General features: G+C 65.4%; 19 protein-coding genes and 1 tRNA gene. 7 read left to right on the forward strand and 13 right to left on the reverse strand.

Going from position 1 to position 18,086, the window contains the following annotated elements:
* Positions 1-86: 86 nt before the first annotated feature.
* The 13 genes from ACSR1C_RS04345 to ACSR1C_RS04405 all read right to left on the reverse strand — a co-directional run bounded on the left by ACSR1C_RS04345 (position 87) and on the right by ACSR1C_RS04405 (position 10,020).
* The gene (locus tag ACSR1C_RS04345; protein ID WP_460258115.1) at positions 87-1,061 is read right to left on the reverse strand and encodes an MBL fold metallo-hydrolase; all 975 of its coding nucleotides are present in this window, start codon (positions 1,059-1,061) and stop codon (positions 87-89) included.
* Between the two features lie 110 nt (positions 1,062-1,171).
* Positions 1,172-2,239, reverse strand: coding sequence for a DUF1513 domain-containing protein (locus tag ACSR1C_RS04350; protein WP_460258116.1), 1,068 nt, complete (start codon positions 2,237-2,239; stop codon positions 1,172-1,174).
* Between the two features lies 1 nt (position 2,240).
* Positions 2,241-3,230: an imelysin family protein gene (locus tag ACSR1C_RS04355; RefSeq protein WP_460258117.1), complete on the reverse strand. Its 990-nt coding sequence runs from the start codon at positions 3,228-3,230 to the stop codon at positions 2,241-2,243.
* Entirely contained in the window at positions 3,231-4,778 is a 1,548-nt protein-coding gene (locus ACSR1C_RS04360) for a di-heme oxidoreductase family protein (protein ID WP_460258118.1), read from the reverse strand. It abuts the gene before it with no gap.
* A 111-nt stretch (positions 4,779-4,889) separates the two neighbouring features.
* A complete protein-coding gene (gene bfr / locus ACSR1C_RS04365) occupies positions 4,890-5,378 on the reverse strand; it encodes a bacterioferritin (RefSeq protein WP_460258119.1) in 489 nt (162 codons plus the stop codon).
* Positions 5,326-5,619 (reverse strand): (2Fe-2S)-binding protein, encoded by a 294-nt coding sequence (locus tag ACSR1C_RS04370; RefSeq protein ID WP_460258120.1) that lies wholly within the window; start codon positions 5,617-5,619, stop codon positions 5,326-5,328. Before ACSR1C_RS04370 ends, bfr begins: the two co-directional genes overlap by 53 nt.
* Before the next feature lie 56 nt (positions 5,620-5,675).
* A complete protein-coding gene (locus ACSR1C_RS04375; RefSeq protein WP_460258121.1) occupies positions 5,676-6,941 on the reverse strand; it encodes an imelysin family protein in 1,266 nt (421 codons plus the stop codon).
* A gap of 55 nt (positions 6,942-6,996) precedes the next feature.
* Positions 6,997-7,161: a hemin uptake protein HemP gene (gene hemP / locus ACSR1C_RS04380; RefSeq protein ID WP_460258122.1), complete on the reverse strand. Its 165-nt coding sequence runs from the start codon at positions 7,159-7,161 to the stop codon at positions 6,997-6,999.
* The gene (locus ACSR1C_RS04385) at positions 7,158-7,283 is read right to left on the reverse strand and encodes a hypothetical protein (RefSeq protein ID WP_460258123.1); all 126 of its coding nucleotides are present in this window, start codon (positions 7,281-7,283) and stop codon (positions 7,158-7,160) included. Before ACSR1C_RS04385 ends, hemP begins: the two co-directional genes overlap by 4 nt.
* Positions 7,284-7,559: 276 nt before the next feature.
* A complete protein-coding gene (locus tag ACSR1C_RS04390) occupies positions 7,560-7,925 on the reverse strand; it encodes a nuclear transport factor 2 family protein (protein ID WP_460258124.1) in 366 nt (121 codons plus the stop codon).
* A 13-nt stretch (positions 7,926-7,938) separates the two neighbouring features.
* Positions 7,939-8,481: a TetR/AcrR family transcriptional regulator gene (locus ACSR1C_RS04395; RefSeq protein WP_460258125.1), complete on the reverse strand. Its 543-nt coding sequence runs from the start codon at positions 8,479-8,481 to the stop codon at positions 7,939-7,941.
* Positions 8,482-8,847: 366 nt separating this feature from the next.
* Positions 8,848-8,921, reverse strand: a tRNA-Thr gene (locus ACSR1C_RS04400).
* Positions 8,922-9,069: 148 nt separating this feature from the next.
* Complete coding sequence (locus ACSR1C_RS04405) at positions 9,070-10,020, reverse strand: asparaginase (protein WP_460258126.1); 951 nt, start codon at positions 10,018-10,020, stop codon at positions 9,070-9,072.
* A gap of 262 nt (positions 10,021-10,282) precedes the next feature.
* Between ACSR1C_RS04405 and ACSR1C_RS04410 the strand changes: the two genes are divergently transcribed.
* The 7 genes from ACSR1C_RS04410 (at position 10,283) to ACSR1C_RS04440 (ending at position 18,074) form a co-directional block, all read left to right on the forward strand.
* Complete coding sequence (locus tag ACSR1C_RS04410; protein WP_460258127.1) at positions 10,283-11,164, forward strand: polysaccharide deacetylase family protein; 882 nt, start codon at positions 10,283-10,285, stop codon at positions 11,162-11,164.
* Between the two features lie 4 nt (positions 11,165-11,168).
* Positions 11,169-11,513, forward strand: coding sequence for a hypothetical protein (locus ACSR1C_RS04415; protein ID WP_460258128.1), 345 nt, complete (start codon positions 11,169-11,171; stop codon positions 11,511-11,513).
* Positions 11,510-12,493, forward strand: a complete 984-nt coding sequence (locus tag ACSR1C_RS04420) for a CobW family GTP-binding protein (RefSeq protein WP_460258129.1) — start codon at positions 11,510-11,512, stop codon at positions 12,491-12,493. Before ACSR1C_RS04415 ends, ACSR1C_RS04420 begins: the two co-directional genes overlap by 4 nt.
* Before the next feature lie 259 nt (positions 12,494-12,752).
* Entirely contained in the window at positions 12,753-13,733 is a 981-nt protein-coding gene (locus ACSR1C_RS04425; protein ID WP_460258130.1) for an AraC-like ligand-binding domain-containing protein, read from the forward strand.
* A gap of 15 nt (positions 13,734-13,748) precedes the next feature.
* Positions 13,749-15,089: an 8-oxoguanine deaminase gene (locus tag ACSR1C_RS04430; protein WP_460258131.1), complete on the forward strand. Its 1,341-nt coding sequence runs from the start codon at positions 13,749-13,751 to the stop codon at positions 15,087-15,089.
* Positions 15,090-15,263: 174 nt separating this feature from the next.
* Positions 15,264-16,643 (forward strand): aminotransferase, encoded by a 1,380-nt coding sequence (locus ACSR1C_RS04435; RefSeq protein WP_460258132.1) that lies wholly within the window; start codon positions 15,264-15,266, stop codon positions 16,641-16,643.
* A gap of 3 nt (positions 16,644-16,646) precedes the next feature.
* Complete coding sequence (locus ACSR1C_RS04440; RefSeq protein ID WP_460258133.1) at positions 16,647-18,074, forward strand: aldehyde dehydrogenase family protein; 1,428 nt, start codon at positions 16,647-16,649, stop codon at positions 18,072-18,074.
* Positions 18,075-18,086 lie beyond the last annotated feature (12 nt).

Raw genomic sequence — 18,086 nt, forward strand, 5'->3', positions numbered from 1 at the left:
ACTCCCGCCGGAGGCGCTGAAAAATCTTCCCGAAGATTTTTCCATCCGAAGAAAATTCGGGAATTTTCTTCTGCTCTGTGCGCCGCTCAGCCCCAGTTCCAGATCGCGGGCACGAACCGATACCCGCCGCCGTCGCGCATGATGTGGCCCACGCCGGGAAAGGGGAAGTGATAGCCCAGCACCGCCATCCCGTCCGCCGCCGCCATGTCCAGAAGCCGCTTGCGGGTGTCTGTGGCCATCGGCCCGTCCTGATCGAACCCGCCGAACCAGTCGGGCCGCTCGACGCTGACATAGGCATGGGTCATCGCATCACCCAGCACGATCAACTGCTTGCCCTCGCTCTCGATCACCACGCTCATGTGGTTAAGGGTATGGCCCGGCGTTGCGATCAACCGCACGCCCGGCACCACCTCGTGCCCGTCCCGGGCCATGGTCCAGTTCAGCCCGTCGGTCGACAGCGAATTGACCGCGCCGACCACGAATTGCTGCATCTCGACCGGAACGGAGGTGGCCAAACCATCCTGCATCCACCAGTCATATTCGCCCGCGCCGATGGTGTATGCGGCATCGGGAAAAATCGGCTCGTCGAAATCGTCGCGAATGCCCCAGATGTGATCGGGATGAGCATGGGTGATCACCACATGGGTGATGGCGGCGGGGTCGATCCCGGCGGTTTGCAGGTTGGCCAGCAGGCGGCCCGCGGTGGGCAAAAAGCGGTTACCCGACCCCACATCGACCAGCACCACGGCGTCGCCCAGTTCCACCACCACATGGTTGGTGTGGGAATAATTCTGTTCGGTCGGCAGGTGATGCGCCGTCAGGAACGCCACGATTTCTTCGGGCGTCGCATTGGTGGCCAGCCCGTCGACCGGCAACCCCAGATGGCCGTCCGACACCACGGTGATTTTTGCGGCGCCGATATCGAAGCGAAAGAAGGGCGGATTGCCGCGCCCTGCGGGGGCCGACATCTGCGCGAAAAGCGGCGTGGCGGGCAGCGCAAGCGCGGGGGCCGCGGCGGCAATTTTCAGCAGCGCGCGGCGGCTGGGGGTAAAGCGGGGCATTCGGTTCCTCCCTATGCGAATATGTGCATTCTAGGGGCGGGCGCGCAAACTTCAATCGCTCACCGCGCCGATCCGGGGGTATCCCGCATCGGCGGAATTTGCGGGGCAGGTTATCCCAGCGCGATCGCGTGATTGTCCCAGGCGCGGGGCTGCACCGACAGCGGCGTCGCCCCCCCGGCGTCAAGAAGGTGCAGCCCGCCCTGCCCATCGCTGGCCAGAAAGCCGCCCGGCGCAGGCGCCAGCCCGCAGATATCGGCGCGCAGCCAGCGCCCGGCATAGTCGCCATCGGCGGTGAACCGATGCATCCGCCCGCCGCGCGGCGAGGTGATCGCCACCGCGTCGCCCGCGCCGGTGAAGGCGACGCTGCCGGCATAGCCCTTCATCTGCATCTGCTCGTCCAGCGGCGCGCTCAGCACTTGCGGCGCGGTGCCCCGGCGGTGCAGCCCCAGCAGCGGCACCGGATCATAGAGATCGCCATGCCACTGCATCGCGAACGCCACCAGCCCACCCGGCCCCAGCGCCAGATGGCGGATCGAGTTGTGGTGCAACTCGGGCGCCAATTCGACCGTTTCCAACACCCCGTCCTTGATGTCCACATAGGCCAGGCTGGGCTGCATCGTGTCGATGTTCAGCATTTCGCGGCCCTTGGTCAGGATACCGCCATTGGCGACGACCAGCTGATTGCCGCCCGGCAGGCGCTTCAGATCATGCGGCCCGAGCCCGCCGCTGGGGATCTCGCCGATCCGTTTGTAGCCGTCGCGCGCGGCCCACAAACCGATCCGGCCCTCGCCGATATCGAAAGCGTTCTCTGGCGTACACAGCAGATCGCCCTCGAACAGATATTCGCCATGTCCCATGAAATGACGCCCCTCGGGCGTTTCCAGCCGGGTGATCGGCTGGCCGGTTACACAGTCGATCACCACCGCATAGGTGCCGGGGCGGCGGGCAAAGCCCACGGCTTCGGGGCGGGTCGGATGGGCGGCGGCGGCATGGCCGCGACCGGGCAGGGGGATGCGGAACACATCCTGCCCCTGTGCCGTCAGACCGAACAGCGCATAGCTGCCGTCGGGTTCTTTCGCCGCGGCCAGATAGGCCGGGCTGCCCGCATCGGCCCAGCTGAGCGCCGGCAGGCTGCCCGCCGCCAGCAAAGAGGCCAGAAATCCGCGCCGTGTGGTCATGTCAGTCTCCGTCCGCCGAATTGAACCCGGCCGCCACGCCCAGTTGCGGGCCGATCTCGGCCTGCACGGCCTCGGATATGGCGGCGGCGCGCTGTTGCACGATTTCCAGTTTCAGCCGCGCCTGCGGATCGTCGATATCGGCGAAGGTCGGATCGCCCACCCGTGCGGCGGCCGCCAGCGCGGCGTCGAAGGCGGCATCGGTCTGCGGCGCCTGACCCTCCGCCAGCGCATCGGCCAGATCGCGCAATGCAGTCAGCGACAGTTCCACATTGCGCAGGCTGCGGCCCGCGCGGCGCGCTTCGGCCCGGGTCGGGCGGGGCCGCTCGAACGTACCCAGCGGGCGGCCCAGGCGCTGATCCTTGGTGAATTCGAGCCCGCTCAGAAGGGCGGTGAACAGCGCCTGCGCGCTTTCATCCGTCGACAGGAAGACCGTATTGCCGGGCTGGCCCGCACTGCGCAGCTGATCGGCATAGTCGCCGGTCCAGCCATCCGACACCGCCTGTGCCATATCGGCCAGATCGGTGGTCAGCGCGCGGGTCAACGCACAAGGGTAACTGCCTGTTTCATAATTGAAAAACGCGGGGTCATACAGCATCATCTCCAGCGCGAACAGCCCGCGCGCGGCGACCGAGACCTCGGCGAATTCCGCCGGATCGCCGGCCGCCGGATCGGCATCCGCGATCAGCCGGTTCAGCGTGGCGGGGGTGGCGCCGCGGGTGTCGGGCCAAAAGGCGATCGCCTGCGCGCGGCCCTTTTCCAGCACGGGGCCAAGCTGCAGATGGCTGATCCCCAGCCAGGCATCGAAGGCGGCGTTGAAACCGGGTTTCAGCGCGGGGGGCGTGCAATCGGCCTGCGCCGCATCGGCCAGCGCGTCGGTCGCATCGGCGAAGGCGGCAACGCCGGGCAGGATATGGCTGTCGATCACCGCATCCACATCGGCCAGCGCCGCCGGGGCGGCCAAGGCAAGGACGGCGGCCAGTACAAGTTTCATTCACAGGCTCCCAAGAAATTTCAAAAGCGCGTCGCGATCGGGTTTCGGCATGGCGACGACCTGATCGCGGGCCGGTGCAGCCTCGCCCCCATGCCACAGGATCGCCTCCAGCAGGGACCGCGCGCGCCCGTCATGCAGGAAATAGCTGTGGCCGCTGACGGTTTCGGTCATCCCGATGCCCCACAGCGGCGGGGTGCGCCATTCGGTGCCGGTGGCGCGGGCCTCGGGGCGGTTGTCGGCCAGTCCCGGCCCCATGTCATGCAGCAGCATGTCGGTATAGGGCCAGATCAGCTGAAAGCTTTGCTCGGGGCGGTCGTCCAGCCGGGCGGTGACGAATTTCGGGTTGTGGCAGGCGATACAGCCGGTGTCATAGAAGACCTGCTTGCCGCGCAGCACCTGCGGATCGTTCAGATCGCGCCGCGCGGGCACCGCTAGATTGCGCGAATAGAAGGTGACCAGATCCAGCCCTTCGGCCGAGATTTCCAGCCCGTCCTGATCGGCGCTGTTGCCGTCGGGTGCGGTCATGCAATCCACCTGCGACGGGGTGCAGTCCCCCCAGGCGCGCGCGGCCAGCGGGTTGGAAATGCCGATATCGCCGGCAAAGGCCCCGGCCGATTGCGCCTTGATCGTGGCCTCGCCCGCCTTCAGCCCAAACCGGCCCAGCATCGGCTGGCCGTATTCGGCGGACCAGACGATGTTCGGGCGGCCCGAGATGCCGTCGCCATCGGCATCGTCGGGGTCGGCCAGCGCCAGGATGTCGTCGGCGGGCACCGCTTCGAGCAGGCCGAGGCCGATCATCTGCGGCGCGATCCGCGGCGACAGCATCACATCATCGGCCATCGGGCCATAGCCCGGGTCGGTCACCGCGTATGCGGGCATGCGCAGGCGGGCGGTGTCGCCGTCCGACAATTCCACCGGGATTTCGGTATAGGTGATCTGCATCCGGCCTTCGGCGGCATGGCCGGGCAGGGCCAGATCCTGCAACTGGCCACCATAATGCGGGTCGGGGGCGGTGGCGATATAACCCTCGATCCGGGCCATCTCGGCGGTTGGATCGGCGGGAACAGAGAGGCGCAGGAACATCGACACGGCGCTGTCTTCGGGGCCTTCGGGCGGGTGGCCGCGCCCGTCTTTCAGATGACAGCGCTGGCAGGAGCGCGCGTTGTACAGCGGCCCCAGCCCGTCCGACGCCAGGGTCGAGGACGGCGCCGAGACCCAGAGCTTCTTGAACAGCCCGTTGCCAAGCTTGAAATCCATCTCGCGCTCGAAGCTGATATTGCCCGAGGGCTGGGAAAACGCATCGGCATTGGCGCGGGCGCGCACCGTGGCGGACCCGGCCGGGTGGCTTTCGAACCGTTCGGGCGCGGTGAAATCGTCGGTGGGCGCGGTGACGGCGCGGATGCGCGCAGCCTCGTCCCCGCTGCGAGGGATCATCGACAGATGCGGATTGTCGCGTTCGGGCGCGGGGGTCGCGGCGGCGCAAAGCGGGGGTGTCAGCAGCAGCGCGGCGGCAGCCAGGACAGCGTTCAGAGGGTGACTCGGGTTCATGCGGACCTCCAGTATGGAGCGGTCATGACGCGGCTTTCCGACAGTTTCAATAAGGAATATTGCCGCAGCCGGAAAAACCCGGCCGGCTGCGGCGCGTGCGCGCGGTGCGGATCAGTCTTCGGCCTCGTCGGCGGGCCGGGCGTTCAGCTGGCCGAAATTCTCGGCCCCGATCGCGCTGTGCAGCGCCAGTTGGGTTTCGAGGAAGTCGATATGGCCTTCCTCATCCTCGATCAGTTCTTCGAACAGGTTCTTGGTCACCGCATCGCCCACCTCGTTGCAATAGGTGCGGGCCTCCAGATACAGGGTGCGGGCCTCATGCTCGGCGGCCAGGTCGGCCTCCATGGTTTCCTTCAGGGTCTGGCCGATGCGCAGCGGGTCCAGTTTTTGCAGGTTCGGGTGACCTTCCAGAAAGATGATCCGCTGGATCAGCTTGTCGGCGTGGTTCATTTCCTCGATGCTTTCGACGCGGGATTTGGCGGCAATCCGGCCATAACCCCAGTCTTCCTGCAGGCGGTAATGCAGCCAGTACTGGCTGACGGCGGTCAGTTCACTGCGGAGCGCCTTGTTGAGATAGTCGATGACCTTGGGGTCGCCCTTCATTTTCGTTTTCCTGTGTTGGTGCGCGGCGCAGGCCACGCAGGTTCATGGGGACTTCGAAACTGTCGCACGCGCGCATTGTTTGCAAGAACAGCGGCAGGCAGCCGCCGCAGTCGGCGCGTTTGCCGAGGGCGTGATAGATCTTGCCCGGCGTGATGATGGTATCGGGATCGGCGGCGCGCATCCAGTCGACCGCGGCGCGGATATCGCTGTCGGCGATGGTGTTGCAATGGCAGACGATCATCCGGGCGCTCCCGCAGGGGGCCGGGGCCGCGTGGGGCCGCCCCGGCCGGTTGACGATTACTGGAACACCGCGTCGGGGTTATCCAGGCTGTCGGAGCCTTCGATCGCGACCTCGCCCAGGCCCAGTGCGGCCACCGCGCGTTCGATCGCGCGGGTCTGGGTCACCAGCGCATCGACTGCGCCCATGATCAGCTCTTCGCCCGCCGTATTGCCGCGCGCCAGCATCTGGTCATAGGACGTGCCCGCCTCGGCCACGAACTTGACCTGACCCAGCGACAGCACGGCGGCGTCCAGCCCGGCGCGCAGGGCGGCATCGACCTCGGGCGCGGTTTCGGCCACCAGATCCGAAACCGACGGCCCCGACACCACCGCGCCATCGACCCGCACATAATGCCCGGTATAGACGTTGCGGATGCCCAGACCGTCATAGAAATGGCTGTTATGGGTGTTGTCCGAGAAGCAGTCATGCTCTTCCTCGGGGTCGTTCAGCAGCACGCCCAGCTTCATCCGCTCGCCCGCCAGTTCGCCGTAAGACAGCGACCCCATACCGGTCAGGATGGCCGAGATTCCGGCATCTTCGTCGGCCATCAGGGCGGTGCGCGCGTCGCCGCCGTCGCGCCATTGCGCGGCCATCCATTCCAGATCGCTGACCAGCAGGTCGGTTGCGGCCTTCAGATAGGCCGCGCGCCGGTCGCAATTGCCGTTGGTGCAGGCATCGCCCGCGGCGAAATCGGTCCAGGGCCGGTCGCCGGCGCCGTGATCGGTACCGTTCAGATCCTGGCCCCACAGCATGAACTCGATCGCGTGATAGCCGGTGGCCACGTTGGCCTCGATCTCGTCTGCTTCGTGCAGGGTGCCCGACAGCAGTTCGGGGGTGATGTCGGTCGCGTCCACCTCGGTGCCCGACAGGGTGAATTTCGGCGTCGCGATCACGTTCAGCACCGCATATTCGTTTTCGTCGGACGGGCCGCCATAGCTGCTGTCCACATAGTCGATCAGGCCTTCGTCCAGCGGCCAGGCATTCACCTTGCCTTCCCAGTCATCCACGATCGGGTTGCCGAAGCGGAACGCCTCGCTTTGCTGGTAGGGCACCCGGGCCTGCAGCCAGGCGGTGCGCGCCGCAGTCAGCGCCTTGGCGGACGGGTCCGCGATCAGCGCGTCGACAGCCGCCTGCAGCGCCTTGCCGGTCGCCGCGCTGTCGCCATAGGTGGCGGCGGCGATGTCGGCATAGGTCGCCAGCACGTCGCCCTTTTCCGAGGCGAGGACGGGGGCGGCCGCCAGAAATGTCGTCGCGGCGAGCGTTGCGGTCAGGGTGGTTTTCATGGGTGCGTTTCCTTCGTGGTCTCGTTTGCGTGGGTCTGGCGGGGCTGGCCGGGGCCTATTTGGTCAGGATCAGTTTGCCGGCACGGGTGATCCGCAGCGTATAGATCTGGCCGTCCAGCGTGATATGGGCCTGGCCGCTGCCGCCGGTCAGGGCGCGGGCGTCATGTACCGGTGCGCCGTGCGGGGCGGTGTCGTCTGGCAGTGCGGGGGCCGGGGTCATGTCCGCCCCTCGATCCGGTCGATCAGCCGGTCGAAGCCCCGGCGCGGGGCACGGCATTCACCGTTTACGAATATACGTATGTCGCGCCACCAGCCGGTGGCGGCTCGGGTCAGGTCGTTCATCGCTATCTCCCTTTCGAACGACTCCTGGCTGGCCCGGCAGGGTGGCTGGGAATCTCTGATATAAAAACTGACTGTTATGGTCGGATTTGTCAATTCCGATAAAATTGATCGGTTACTTGACGCCGCGGCGGGCACGATGCGGCGCCCCGATCGGGATCTGGTGACGATGAGCGATGTGAAACTGACCCGCTATCGGCGCGATCATATTATGATCGCCATACTCCGAAACCAGATGACGGTTTCGACAGCGGAGCACGGCCAGGCTGAAATGCGCAATCAGGCCGAAGGACTGTGGGTCGCGTATGGAAAGAAGCCGTTGATGTTTTGCAGCCGGCCTTCCTCGTCATGCGTGGCGAAGCTCATGCCATAGTGAAGCGTTGATCCGCCCGCGTCGTGCTGCGCCCATCGCGCGAGCGATCCGCCATCGTGCGAAATCACGTCTATGATCCGGAAACCGTTACCGGCAAAATTTTCCTGAAAGCCACCCATATAGTCTGAAAGAGCCTCTCGGCCGGTCAAGAGGCCGTTCGGATCGCAATATGTCGCGTCATCGGCAAGACAGGCCAGCAACTCTCGTTGACGTGTTTTTGCATCGGATGACCAGATTTTGGCGTAACGGGGCCAAAGTTGGCTGACGTCCATGGCGTTGTTCCTTTCATGCGGTCTGAGCCAGAGATTCGAAGAATCTTAAAATCATCCGTTCGAGCATGCGTTTGTCGTATCCGGCGCGCACAAGGACGAGGACGCCTTGATAAAAGGCCAACAGCGCGTCGGCGTCCGCCGCGTCGCCGCCAAGACGGTCATCAAACGCGGCCTTCAGCACCTCAAGGCCTTCTGCGACGACGTCTGGCGCCCCCGCATCGCCAAACTCGACGGCGCTGTTGGTTATAAGACACCCATACGATTCTGCGTCGGGCTCGTTCAGGGTGGACAAGAAGAGCGCTTGAAGCCCTGCAATGCCTGATCCTTTCGGGGCGTGTTTGCGAATGCGCTGATCGACCACCGTGCGGAGATAATGGGCGCATGCGGCCTGAAAGAGACCCTGCTTGTCGCCATAGGTATTGTAGAGACTGCCCGAGGTAACGCCGCTCGACGCTTCCAGGTCGCGCACGGAACACCTTGCAAATCCCTGGCGGCGGAATGCGTGCATAGCTCCCGTCAGAACGGTGTCCGGATCGAATGCGCGCGGGCGGGCCATGTGCTGATCTCCATTATGGAATGATTATTATATAATTAACATTCCAGAATTGTGTCAAGCCATCTGTCGAAGGACAAGGTCAACCTCTTGTTCATGTTTCAGGGGAGCCGCCGGTCGGCTGGTCTATCTTTTTGCGACCACCGTCATGCCTGTCAGCGCCAGGCGTTCTGGCGACCTTCTGGGTCATCAACGGGCGCTGCGTGCAGGGGGGACCATTTCAGCGCTGCCCAGTCAACGAACCATGCTTTTCCATAGGCTCCATCCTCGATTGACTTGGAGCGCCTGGGGCAGTTCACTTTCGGATTGATCAGGTCGCCTGCAAACACCAAAGGCCGGTCCCGTCGCCGGGATGAGGGTAAGCGCGCGTGCCCCCGCACGGATTCGAACCGCGGACCTTCGCTTTACAAGAGCGCTGCTCTGGCCAACTGAGCTACGAGGGCTACGCCACGGCGATTTAGCAGTCATTGCCCTGATGGACAAGTACCGCCGATGTCCAAAACCGACTGCAAGGCAGTCAATCGCGAGATTGAACCGGGCGGAAAACCCGCATCAGTTCACTAGGTCCGAGCCCCGTTAAAAACGGGAGGATTACCCGGCGGCCATCTGGCACATCAGCAGCAGTCGTGCCTTGCGGGCCGAAAGCTCGTCACAGGGCTGAACGCCGAGGGCGGTCAGTTCGGCCAGGCAGCCGGAATAATCATAATCGGCGCCCAACCGGCCCGAGAAGGTTGAACTCGTGACCGCGATGGGCACGCCCGCCCGCCGGAGTGTTGCAATCTCGGGCATCCAATCGGGGGGCACCTGACCCCGGCCCAGTGCGTCAAGAACAAGGCCCCGCGCGCCGCTTTCGACCGCGGCGCGCAGCAGCAGCGGCGAGGCCTCCATCGCGGCGGGCAGGATATCGACACGGGGCAGGGGCGGTTGCAGCCCGGCAAAGCACGACACGGGCGCGGCGGCGGCGCGCAGATCCACATGGGCCCCGTCCACATGACCGAGTGGCCCATGGCCCGGCGAGCCGAAGCCGCGCAGCCGGTGCGACGACACCTTGCGCACGTGGCGGGCTTCGTGGATCTCCTGATCAAAAACAACCAGCGCGCCGGCCCCGCGCGCGGCGGGGGCTGCGGCGGTGGTGATCGCATCGCGGATATTGGGGCCGGCATCGCTGCCGGGGGCATAGGGCACGCGCTGCGCCCCGGTCAGCACGAGCCCGGCATCCGGCAGATCCGTGATCAGGTCGAGAAGAAAGGCGCTGTCCTCAAGCGTGTCGGTCCCTTGTGCGACGACGACACCGGCGGCGCCGTCTGCCACGGCCCTTGCGCAACGGTCGCGCACCGCGAAAATATCTTTCAGTTGCAGGGCATTGCTGGGTTTCTGCGCGAGGGTGATTACCGTCAGCTCCACCTGGGTGTCCAGCGCGAGGCTGGTCACAAGCTCTGCCCCCGTCATGGCGCCGGCCACCGCGCGGCCGCTTTCGCCGCGCAGGCTGGCGATGGTGCCGCCAAGCGCGAACAGGGTGATCTTGGGGCGGTCCGTGGTCATGTCATCTCGTTTTGCAAAAAGGGGCCGGGGTGCCGCTTAGCGTTATCCCGGTTCTGCGTCTATGCCCAGACGGGGGCTGTGTCAGGCTTGGGAAAAAGAGGGACGGACCCCGGTATGCTGCCTGCAAAAGCGGCAGGCGATGTTGGGAAATTGATCAGGGCTGCGGAAAGACTTGTGCCTTCCTGTCGTCCGCTCGACAGGACCGGTCCCCGCGCGCTTTCACGGTTGTCACCAGTTCACGCACAGCAAAAGGCGACCTCAGATGGCTCAGAAAGAAATCCTTGTCGGGTTCGGGGTGGATGTGGATGCCGTTGCCGGGTGGCTCGGCTCTTACGGCGGCGAGGACAGCCCGGACGACATCTCCAGGGGGATGTTCGCGGGCGAGGTCGGGTCCATGCGGCTGCTGCGGCTTTTCAAGAAATACGACATGACGACGACGTGGTTCATTCCGGGCCATTCGGTCGAGACCTTCCCGGCGCAGATGCGGGCCGTGGCCGAGGCCGGGCATGAGGTGGGCGTGCATGGCTACAGCCATGAGAACCCCATCGCCATGACGCGCGAACAGGAGGCGGCGGTGCTGGACCACAGCATTGATCTGATCACCGCGCTGACCGGCAAGAGACCCAGGGGATATGTGGCGCCGTGGTGGGAATTTTCGCCCGTGACCAACGAGTTGCTGCTGGAACGTGGCATCCTTTATGACCATTCTCTGATGCATGACGATCACACGCCCTACCGGGTGCGCGTGGGCGACCGCTGGACCAAGATCGACTATACGGCCAAGGCGCAGGACTGGATGAAACCGCTGGAACGCGGCGCGGAAACCGATCTGATCGAGATCCCGGCGAACTGGTATCTGGATGATCTGCCGCCGATGATGTTCATCAAGAGTTCGCCGAATTCACACGGTTTCGTCAATCCGCGCGATATCGAGCAGCTTTGGCGCGACCAGTTCGACTGGGTCTACCGCGAGATGGATTACGCGGTCTTTCCGATCACCATCCATCCCGATGTTTCGGGGCGCCCGCAGGTTCTGCTGATGCTGGAGCGGCTGATCGACTACATCAAGGGACATGACGGCGTGCGCTTTGTCACGATGACCGAGATGGCCGAGGATTTCGACCGTCGCTTCCCGCGCGGCTGAGCCCATGTGCGCCCTTTGCGGTATTCTGGGCTGCGACGACCACTGGAGCCATGCGGTGGCGCGCGACGGGGTTTATACCCGCAACACCGACCGGCTGGCGCGCCGGGCAGAGGCCGCGCGGCGGGCGAAGGTGGCCAATGCCGCCCTGGCCCATCTGCGGTTGCGCTTCGGCGACTGGCAGGGGCGCAGCTATGTGCTGCGCAGCGCCACCGGCAAGACGGTGCTGTTTGACGCGCTCGGCCATCTGTGGCCCGAGGCCGAGGCGCTGAGCGGCAGGGCGCTGGACCCGCTTGATCCCGACTGGCTGGACCGGATCGAGGCGGCGCTGGATGCGGAGCAGGGCGGATGATCCCCGTCATCGTGCTGACGGGCGGGCTTGGCGCCGGCAAGACGACGCTGCTGCAGCGCCTGCTGCGCGATCCGCGCATGGCCGGCACCGCGGTGCTTGTGAACGAGTTCGGCGAGATCGGGCTGGACCACGAGCTGATCGCCCCGGTGGATGGCCCGGTGATGCTGATGCGCTCGGGCTGCGTGTGCTGCACGATCCGGGGCGACATCGCGCAATCCCTGCGTGATCTGCTGGATCGCCAGGGGGCCGGAGAGATCGCGCCGATCACCCGTGTGGTGATCGAAACGACGGGGCTCGCCGATCCGTTTCCGGTGCTTTCCACCCTTCAGGCGGACCCGGTGATGCGCTCGCAGGTGAAAGCCGGGGGGGTGATCACGGTGGTCGACGCCTTCAACGGCCCGGCCGCGCTGACACGCGGGGGCGTTGCGCTGCGCCAGATCGCCGCCGCCGATACGCTGGTTCTGGCAAAGACCGATCTGGTCGGGGCGGCGGATGCGCGCGCGCTGGAAAAACGCCTGCGCGCGCTCAACCCGGTGGCGCGGCTGGTGCGCGCGGATGCGCCATTGGACGAGATCGTGCCAGAGCGACCGATGGACAAGGAGATCGCCCTGCCTGCCGCGGCGCAGGGGCACAACCACGATCACAGCGGCATTCAGACCCTGTCGATCACCCGCGCCGGGCCGGTCAACTGGACCGCATTCGGCCTTTGGCTGACGGCGCTTTTGCACACGCATGGCGAGCGGATTCACCGCGTGAAGGGAATTCTTGCCGTCGAGCAGGGCGGGCCGCCCGTGGCGGTGCATGGGGTGGGGCCGCTGGTGCATCCGCCCGGCCATCTGGAACATCTGGGCGGCGGGGCGATGGAATCGCGGCTGGTGTTCATCTTCGAGGATCTCTCGCCCGACGCGCTTCGCCGTTCTTTCGATCTGTTCGACCGGCTCGGCCATGCCCGCGCGCCGCTGCCGGAGACTGTTTGCTGATGCGCCTGTCCGCGATGAAAGGCTTGACTGTCGCTGCGGCGCCCGCCGCCGGTTTTCGCGCTGCCGCATGAAATGTCGCAGGGAACTGCCTGTATTCTGGGTGGAAATCGGCGAACCTGATCATTCGCAGGACAGTTCCGAAGATCACGCATCATTTCGTTGCGCCGGATCTTGCACAGACAGACAACCTGCGCGCTTCGTGAGGCTGCACCACCCGTTTGGGGCGGTGCCGGGATCCACGCCTTGCGAAGGAGCCACTATGCAACAGGAAACCACGCACCAGGAAACAACCGGTTGGCAGAAGCTATCGACCGCCAATGTCGACAAGACGGAGCGCCTGAGCTTCTGGCAGGACTCGGCGAACACGCTCTTCCCCTCTACGGTGGTTACGGGCCGTGCGGATGACGACTTCTTCGGCTCCGTCACCTGGATGGAATTCGGACAGGTGATGCTGGCGGACTTCATCTCTACCGCGACCGAAGTTCAGCGCGGCGAGGAACATATTTGCCGCAATGACATGTGGTACGAGGTGTGCCTGCAGGTCGAGGGCGATTGCCGGCTGACGCAGGGCGGGCGCAGCGTGCGCGTGCGCCCGCGCGAAATGGTGCTTTACGACAGCCAGCAGCCCTATCGCATGACCTTCGCCGGCCCATATCGGCAGATCGCGCTGAAACTGCCGCGGCGGTTGCTGCAGGACCGGGTGCCATGCCTTGACACGCTGATCGCAAGGCAGATGTCGGGGCAGTCGCTGCCGGGGCGGTTCCTGTTCGATTTCATCATCACCATGTGCGACGTGAAGCGCGAGAGCGCCCGCGAAAGCCTGATCAACCGGCTGGAGGCGCATGTGATCGACCTGTTGGCCACCGCGCTCAGCGAAATCGCCTCGGAACAGCCGCTGTCGGCCAACCGGCAGGCACAGTTGGCGCGGGTGAAGGCGCATATCCTGGCGCATCTGGATGACCCCGGCCTTTGCCCGGCCGAGATCGCGCGCCAACAATCCATCTCGCACCGGTCGCTCTACGAGCTGTTCGCGGGCGAGGATCTGCAGGTTTCGAAATGGATCAAGGCGCAGCGGCTGGAGCGGATCCGGCGCGATCTGGGCGACAGCCTGCTCAGTTCCTGGCCGATCACCACGATCGCCCTGCGCCGGGGGTTCAAGGATTTCTCGCATTTCTCGCGGGCGTTTCGCGCCCAATACGGAATTTCGCCGCGCGCCTATCGCAAGGCGCGGCTCAGTTGACCTGAAGGACCAAGAATGCGTCTGTGGATCAGAACCCCCCTGGCCGTCATGGCCGAAAACGCCGCTGGCGGCCTTGTGGTCGAAGACGGGCGGATCGTGGAGCTTGTGGCGGGCACGCGGCCCACGGGCCCGGTCGATGAGGTTTTCGATGGATCGCGCCACGTTGTCATTCCGGGCCTTGTGAACGCGCATCACCATTTCTATCAAACCCTGACGCGCGCGCATCCGCAGGCGATCAACAAGGAGCTGTTCCCGTGGCTTCAGGCGCTCTATCCGCTGTGGGGCAGCCATCTGAACCGCGACACGTTTCGCATCGGCGTGCGCCTCGCGCTGGTGGAATTGCTGATGTCGGGCTGCACGACCGCTTCGGATCACCTGTTCGTCTTTGGCAGGGACATGGCGGATGCGGTGGATATCGAAGCGGAGGAGGCCAAGGCGTTGGGCATGCGCGTGGCGCTGACGCGCGGCGCGATCAATATGGGCACCAGTTCCGGCGGGATCGCGGATGAGCGGCTCATTCAGGATTACGACGCGGTGCTGAGCGATTGCGAACGGGTGCTGGGCGCCTATCACGACCGTTCAGACGGGGCGATGACCACTGTGGCGCTGGCGCCTTGCGCGCCGTTCAACGTGACCCGCCAGCTGATGATTGACACGGCGGAGATGGCCGACAAGCATGATTGCCGCCTGCACACCCATCTGGGCGAAACCCATGACGAGGATGAATTCTGTCTGTCGAAATACGGCATGCGCCCGCTTGATTATCTGGAGGATGTCGGCTGGATGACCGACCGCGTCTGGATGGCGCATGGCATCCATTTCAACGACGATGAAATCGCGCGGATCGGCAAATGCGGCATGGGTGTCTGCCATTGCCCGACGTCGAACATGGTGCTTGCGTCGGGTCAGTGCCGGACCAAAGAGCTTGAAGCCGCGGGCGCGGTGGTCGGGCTGGGCGTCGATGGTTCGGCGTCGAACGACAATTCCAACCTGATGGAATCCGTGCGCCACGCGCTGATGCTGGGCCGTCTGACCTATGGCGCGGCGGCGGTGACCCATCTGGATGCGCTGGGCTGGGCGACGGAGGGGTCCGCCAGGCTTCTGGGGCGCACGGATATTGGCGCGATCGCCCCGGGGAAACAGGCGGATCTGGCCATGTTCACGCTTGATGAGCTGCGCTTTTCGGGGGCCGGCGATCCGCTGGCGGCGCTTGTTCTGTGCGGGGCGCATCGGGCCGACCGGGTGATGGTCGGCGGCGAATGGCGCGTGCTCGACGGTGTGCCCCTCGGTGTCGATCTGGACGCCCTGCGCCGCGATCACGCCGCCGCTGCCGCGCGGTTCCTGCACGCCGCGTAGCCACGCCGGTCCCCCCCGAAGCGCCGCCGGCCTGGCGGCCGGGTGCCGCGCATGTCCCGACATGTTTTGTCGCCAGTCGGGGCCAGAGGGCCCGATGGCCCCGTCCGGCGCCGCGGTGTTTAGTGGGGGCAGGCGGCCCCGTTGGATGGCCGCGCCGGAACGGGAAGAAACACCATGTTCTATCGACAGATGGAAACGCGGAAATGGCAGGAACTGGATCAGGCGCATTACCTGCATCCTTTCACGGATCACAAGGCGCTGCGCCAGACCGGATCGCGCGTGGCGGTTCGCGGCGAGGGCGTCCATGTCTGGGATACCGAGGGCAGAAAGATCATCGACGGGCTTTCCGGCCTGGGCTGCGTGAACATCGGCTACGGGCGGCCCGAACTGGTGGCCGCCGCCAGCGCGCAGATGAGCGACCTTTCCTTTTGCCAGTCCTTCTTCAACACCACGCATCCCGCCGCCGTGCTGCTGGCCGAGAAGCTGGTGAAGCTGACGCCGGAGGGGCTGAACCACGTCTTCTTCCAATGCTCGGGCTCCGAGGCGAACGAGACCGCCGTGCGCGCGATCCGGCGCTATTGGGATCTGAAGGGCCAGCCCGGCAAAAAGCTGATCATCGCCCGGGAATATGCCTATCACGGCTCGACCCATCTGGCGGCGTCGCTTTCGGGGCTGGAACCGATGCACCACGCCGGCGGTGACGTGCCGATGCCGGTGGTTCACCGCATCAAGACCGCCTATCCCTATCGCGAGAAGCCCGCCGCGATGCCGGATGACGAGTTCGGGCGCCTTGCCGCATCCTGGCTGGAAGACAAGATACTGGAACTGGGCCCCGAGAATGTGGCGGCGTTCTTCGCCGAGCCGGCGCAATCGGCCGGCGGCTCGATCGTGCCACCGATGAGCTATTGGCCCGCGATTCAGGATATCTGCAGGAAATATGACGTGCTGCTGGCGCTGGACGAGGTGGTGATGGGCTTTGGCCGCACCGGCAAATGGTTCGGCTCTTTCCACTATGGGATCACGCCGGATCTGATGCAGATCGGCAAGGGGCTGACCTCTGGCTATCTGCCCTTGTCGGCTTGCCTCATGTCCGACCGTGTCGCCGATGTGCTGATCGACAAGGGCGGCGAATGGGCCCATGGCTATACCTATTCCGGGCACCCCTCGTGCTGCGCCGTGGCGCTCGCCAATATCGAGGTGATCGAGAGCGAGGGGCTGATCGAGAATGCCGCCCAGACGCTGATCCCGCATTTCGAGGCGGGGCTGGCCGAATTCACCGATCACCCGCTGGTGGGGGATGTGCGCTCTGTCGGGCTGATGGCCGGGCTGGAGCTGGTGGCCGACCGCGCGACCGGCGAGGCGTTTGACGGCGCGTTGCAGGTTGGTCAGCATTGCTCGGCCGAGGGGCTGTCGCGCGGTTTGGCCTTCCGCGCCAATGGTGACAGCATGGCGCTGATGCCGCCGCTGGTGATGACCGTCGGGCAGATGGACGAGATGTTCGCCATCGTGCGCGCGGCGCTTGATGCCACCGCCCGGCATCTGGGGATGGCGTAGCGCATGGTGCGGACCGACAAGTTCTATATCGACGGGGGCTGGGTGGCGCCTGCGGGGGAGGCGACAGGCCCGGTGATCAACCCCGCCACGGGCGAACCGATCGCCGAAGTGGCCTGGGGCGGGCCAGAGGATGTAGAGCGTGCCGTGCGCGCGGCGCGGGCCGCCTTTCCCGCCTTTTCGGCGGCACCGGTGGCCGAGCGCGTGGCGCTGCTGCGCCGCATCGCGCAGGTTTTCACGGCGCGCAAGAAGGAACTGGAAGCGGCGGTGACCGCCGAAATGGGCAGCCCCGCCGATCTGTCCGACTGGATGCAGACCGGTTCCGCGATCCTCTATTTCAACGAGGCCGCCGACACGGCCGAGGCCTTCGGCTTTGAACAGCCGCATGGCACGACGCGGCTGCGCTATGAGGCGATTGGCGTGGCCGGGCTGATCACGCCGTGGAACTGGCCGCTGAACCAGATCGTCACCAAGCTGGCCCCGGCGCTGGCGGCGGGCTGTACGGTGGTTCTGAAACCTTCGGAAATCTCGCCGCTGTCGGCGCTGCTTCTGGCCGAGGTGCTGGACGAGGCCGGGGTGCCGGCGGGGGTGTTCAACCTGATCAACGGGTCGGGGCAGGATGTGGGCGCGGCGATCTGCCGTCATCCAGGGATCGACATGGTGTCGTTCACCGGCTCCACCCGAACCGGAATCGCGGTGGCGCAGGCCGCCGCCCCCACGGTAAAGCGCGTTCATCAGGAGTTGGGCGGGAAATCCGCCAACATCATACTGCCCGATGCGGATCTGGGGCGGGCGCTGGCCGACGGGGTGGGGCGGTGTTTCATCAACTCGGGCCAAAGTTGCATCGCGCCCAGCCGGATGCTGATCCCCCGCGCGCGGCAGGCGGAGATTCACGCGGGCCTTCTGGCCGAGGCGGCAAAGGTGCGTATCGGCGATCCCGCCCGCGCGGAAACGACGATGGGGCCTGTCGCGTGCCGGGCGCAGTGGGACCGGGTGCAGGCGATGATCGCGCGCGGCATCGCGCAGGGTGCGCGGCTTTTGTGCGGCGGCACCGGCCTGCCCGAGGGGATGAACCGGGGGTTCTATGTGCGCCCGACGATCTTCGTGGATGTGACCAACGACATGGATATCGCCCGGCAGGAAATCTTCGGCCCGGTTCTGAGCGTGATCGCCTATGATACGGTCGATGAGGCCATCGAGATCGCGAATGACAGCGAATACGGGCTGGCGGGCTATGTCTATGGGCGAAACCCGGATGAGGCCGAAGTGGTGGCACGGCGCCTGCGCGCGGGGCGCATTTTCATCAACAACCCGCCCTTCGATTTCTCGGCGCCTTTCGGCGGGTACAGGAAATCGGGGAACGGACGAGAGCTTGGCCTGTTCGGCCTGACCGAGTACCTGGAGGTCAAGGCCATGCTTGGGTATCGCAACTGAACGGCGCCGGGA

This window comes from Actibacterium sp. D185-2, assembly GCF_054954595.1.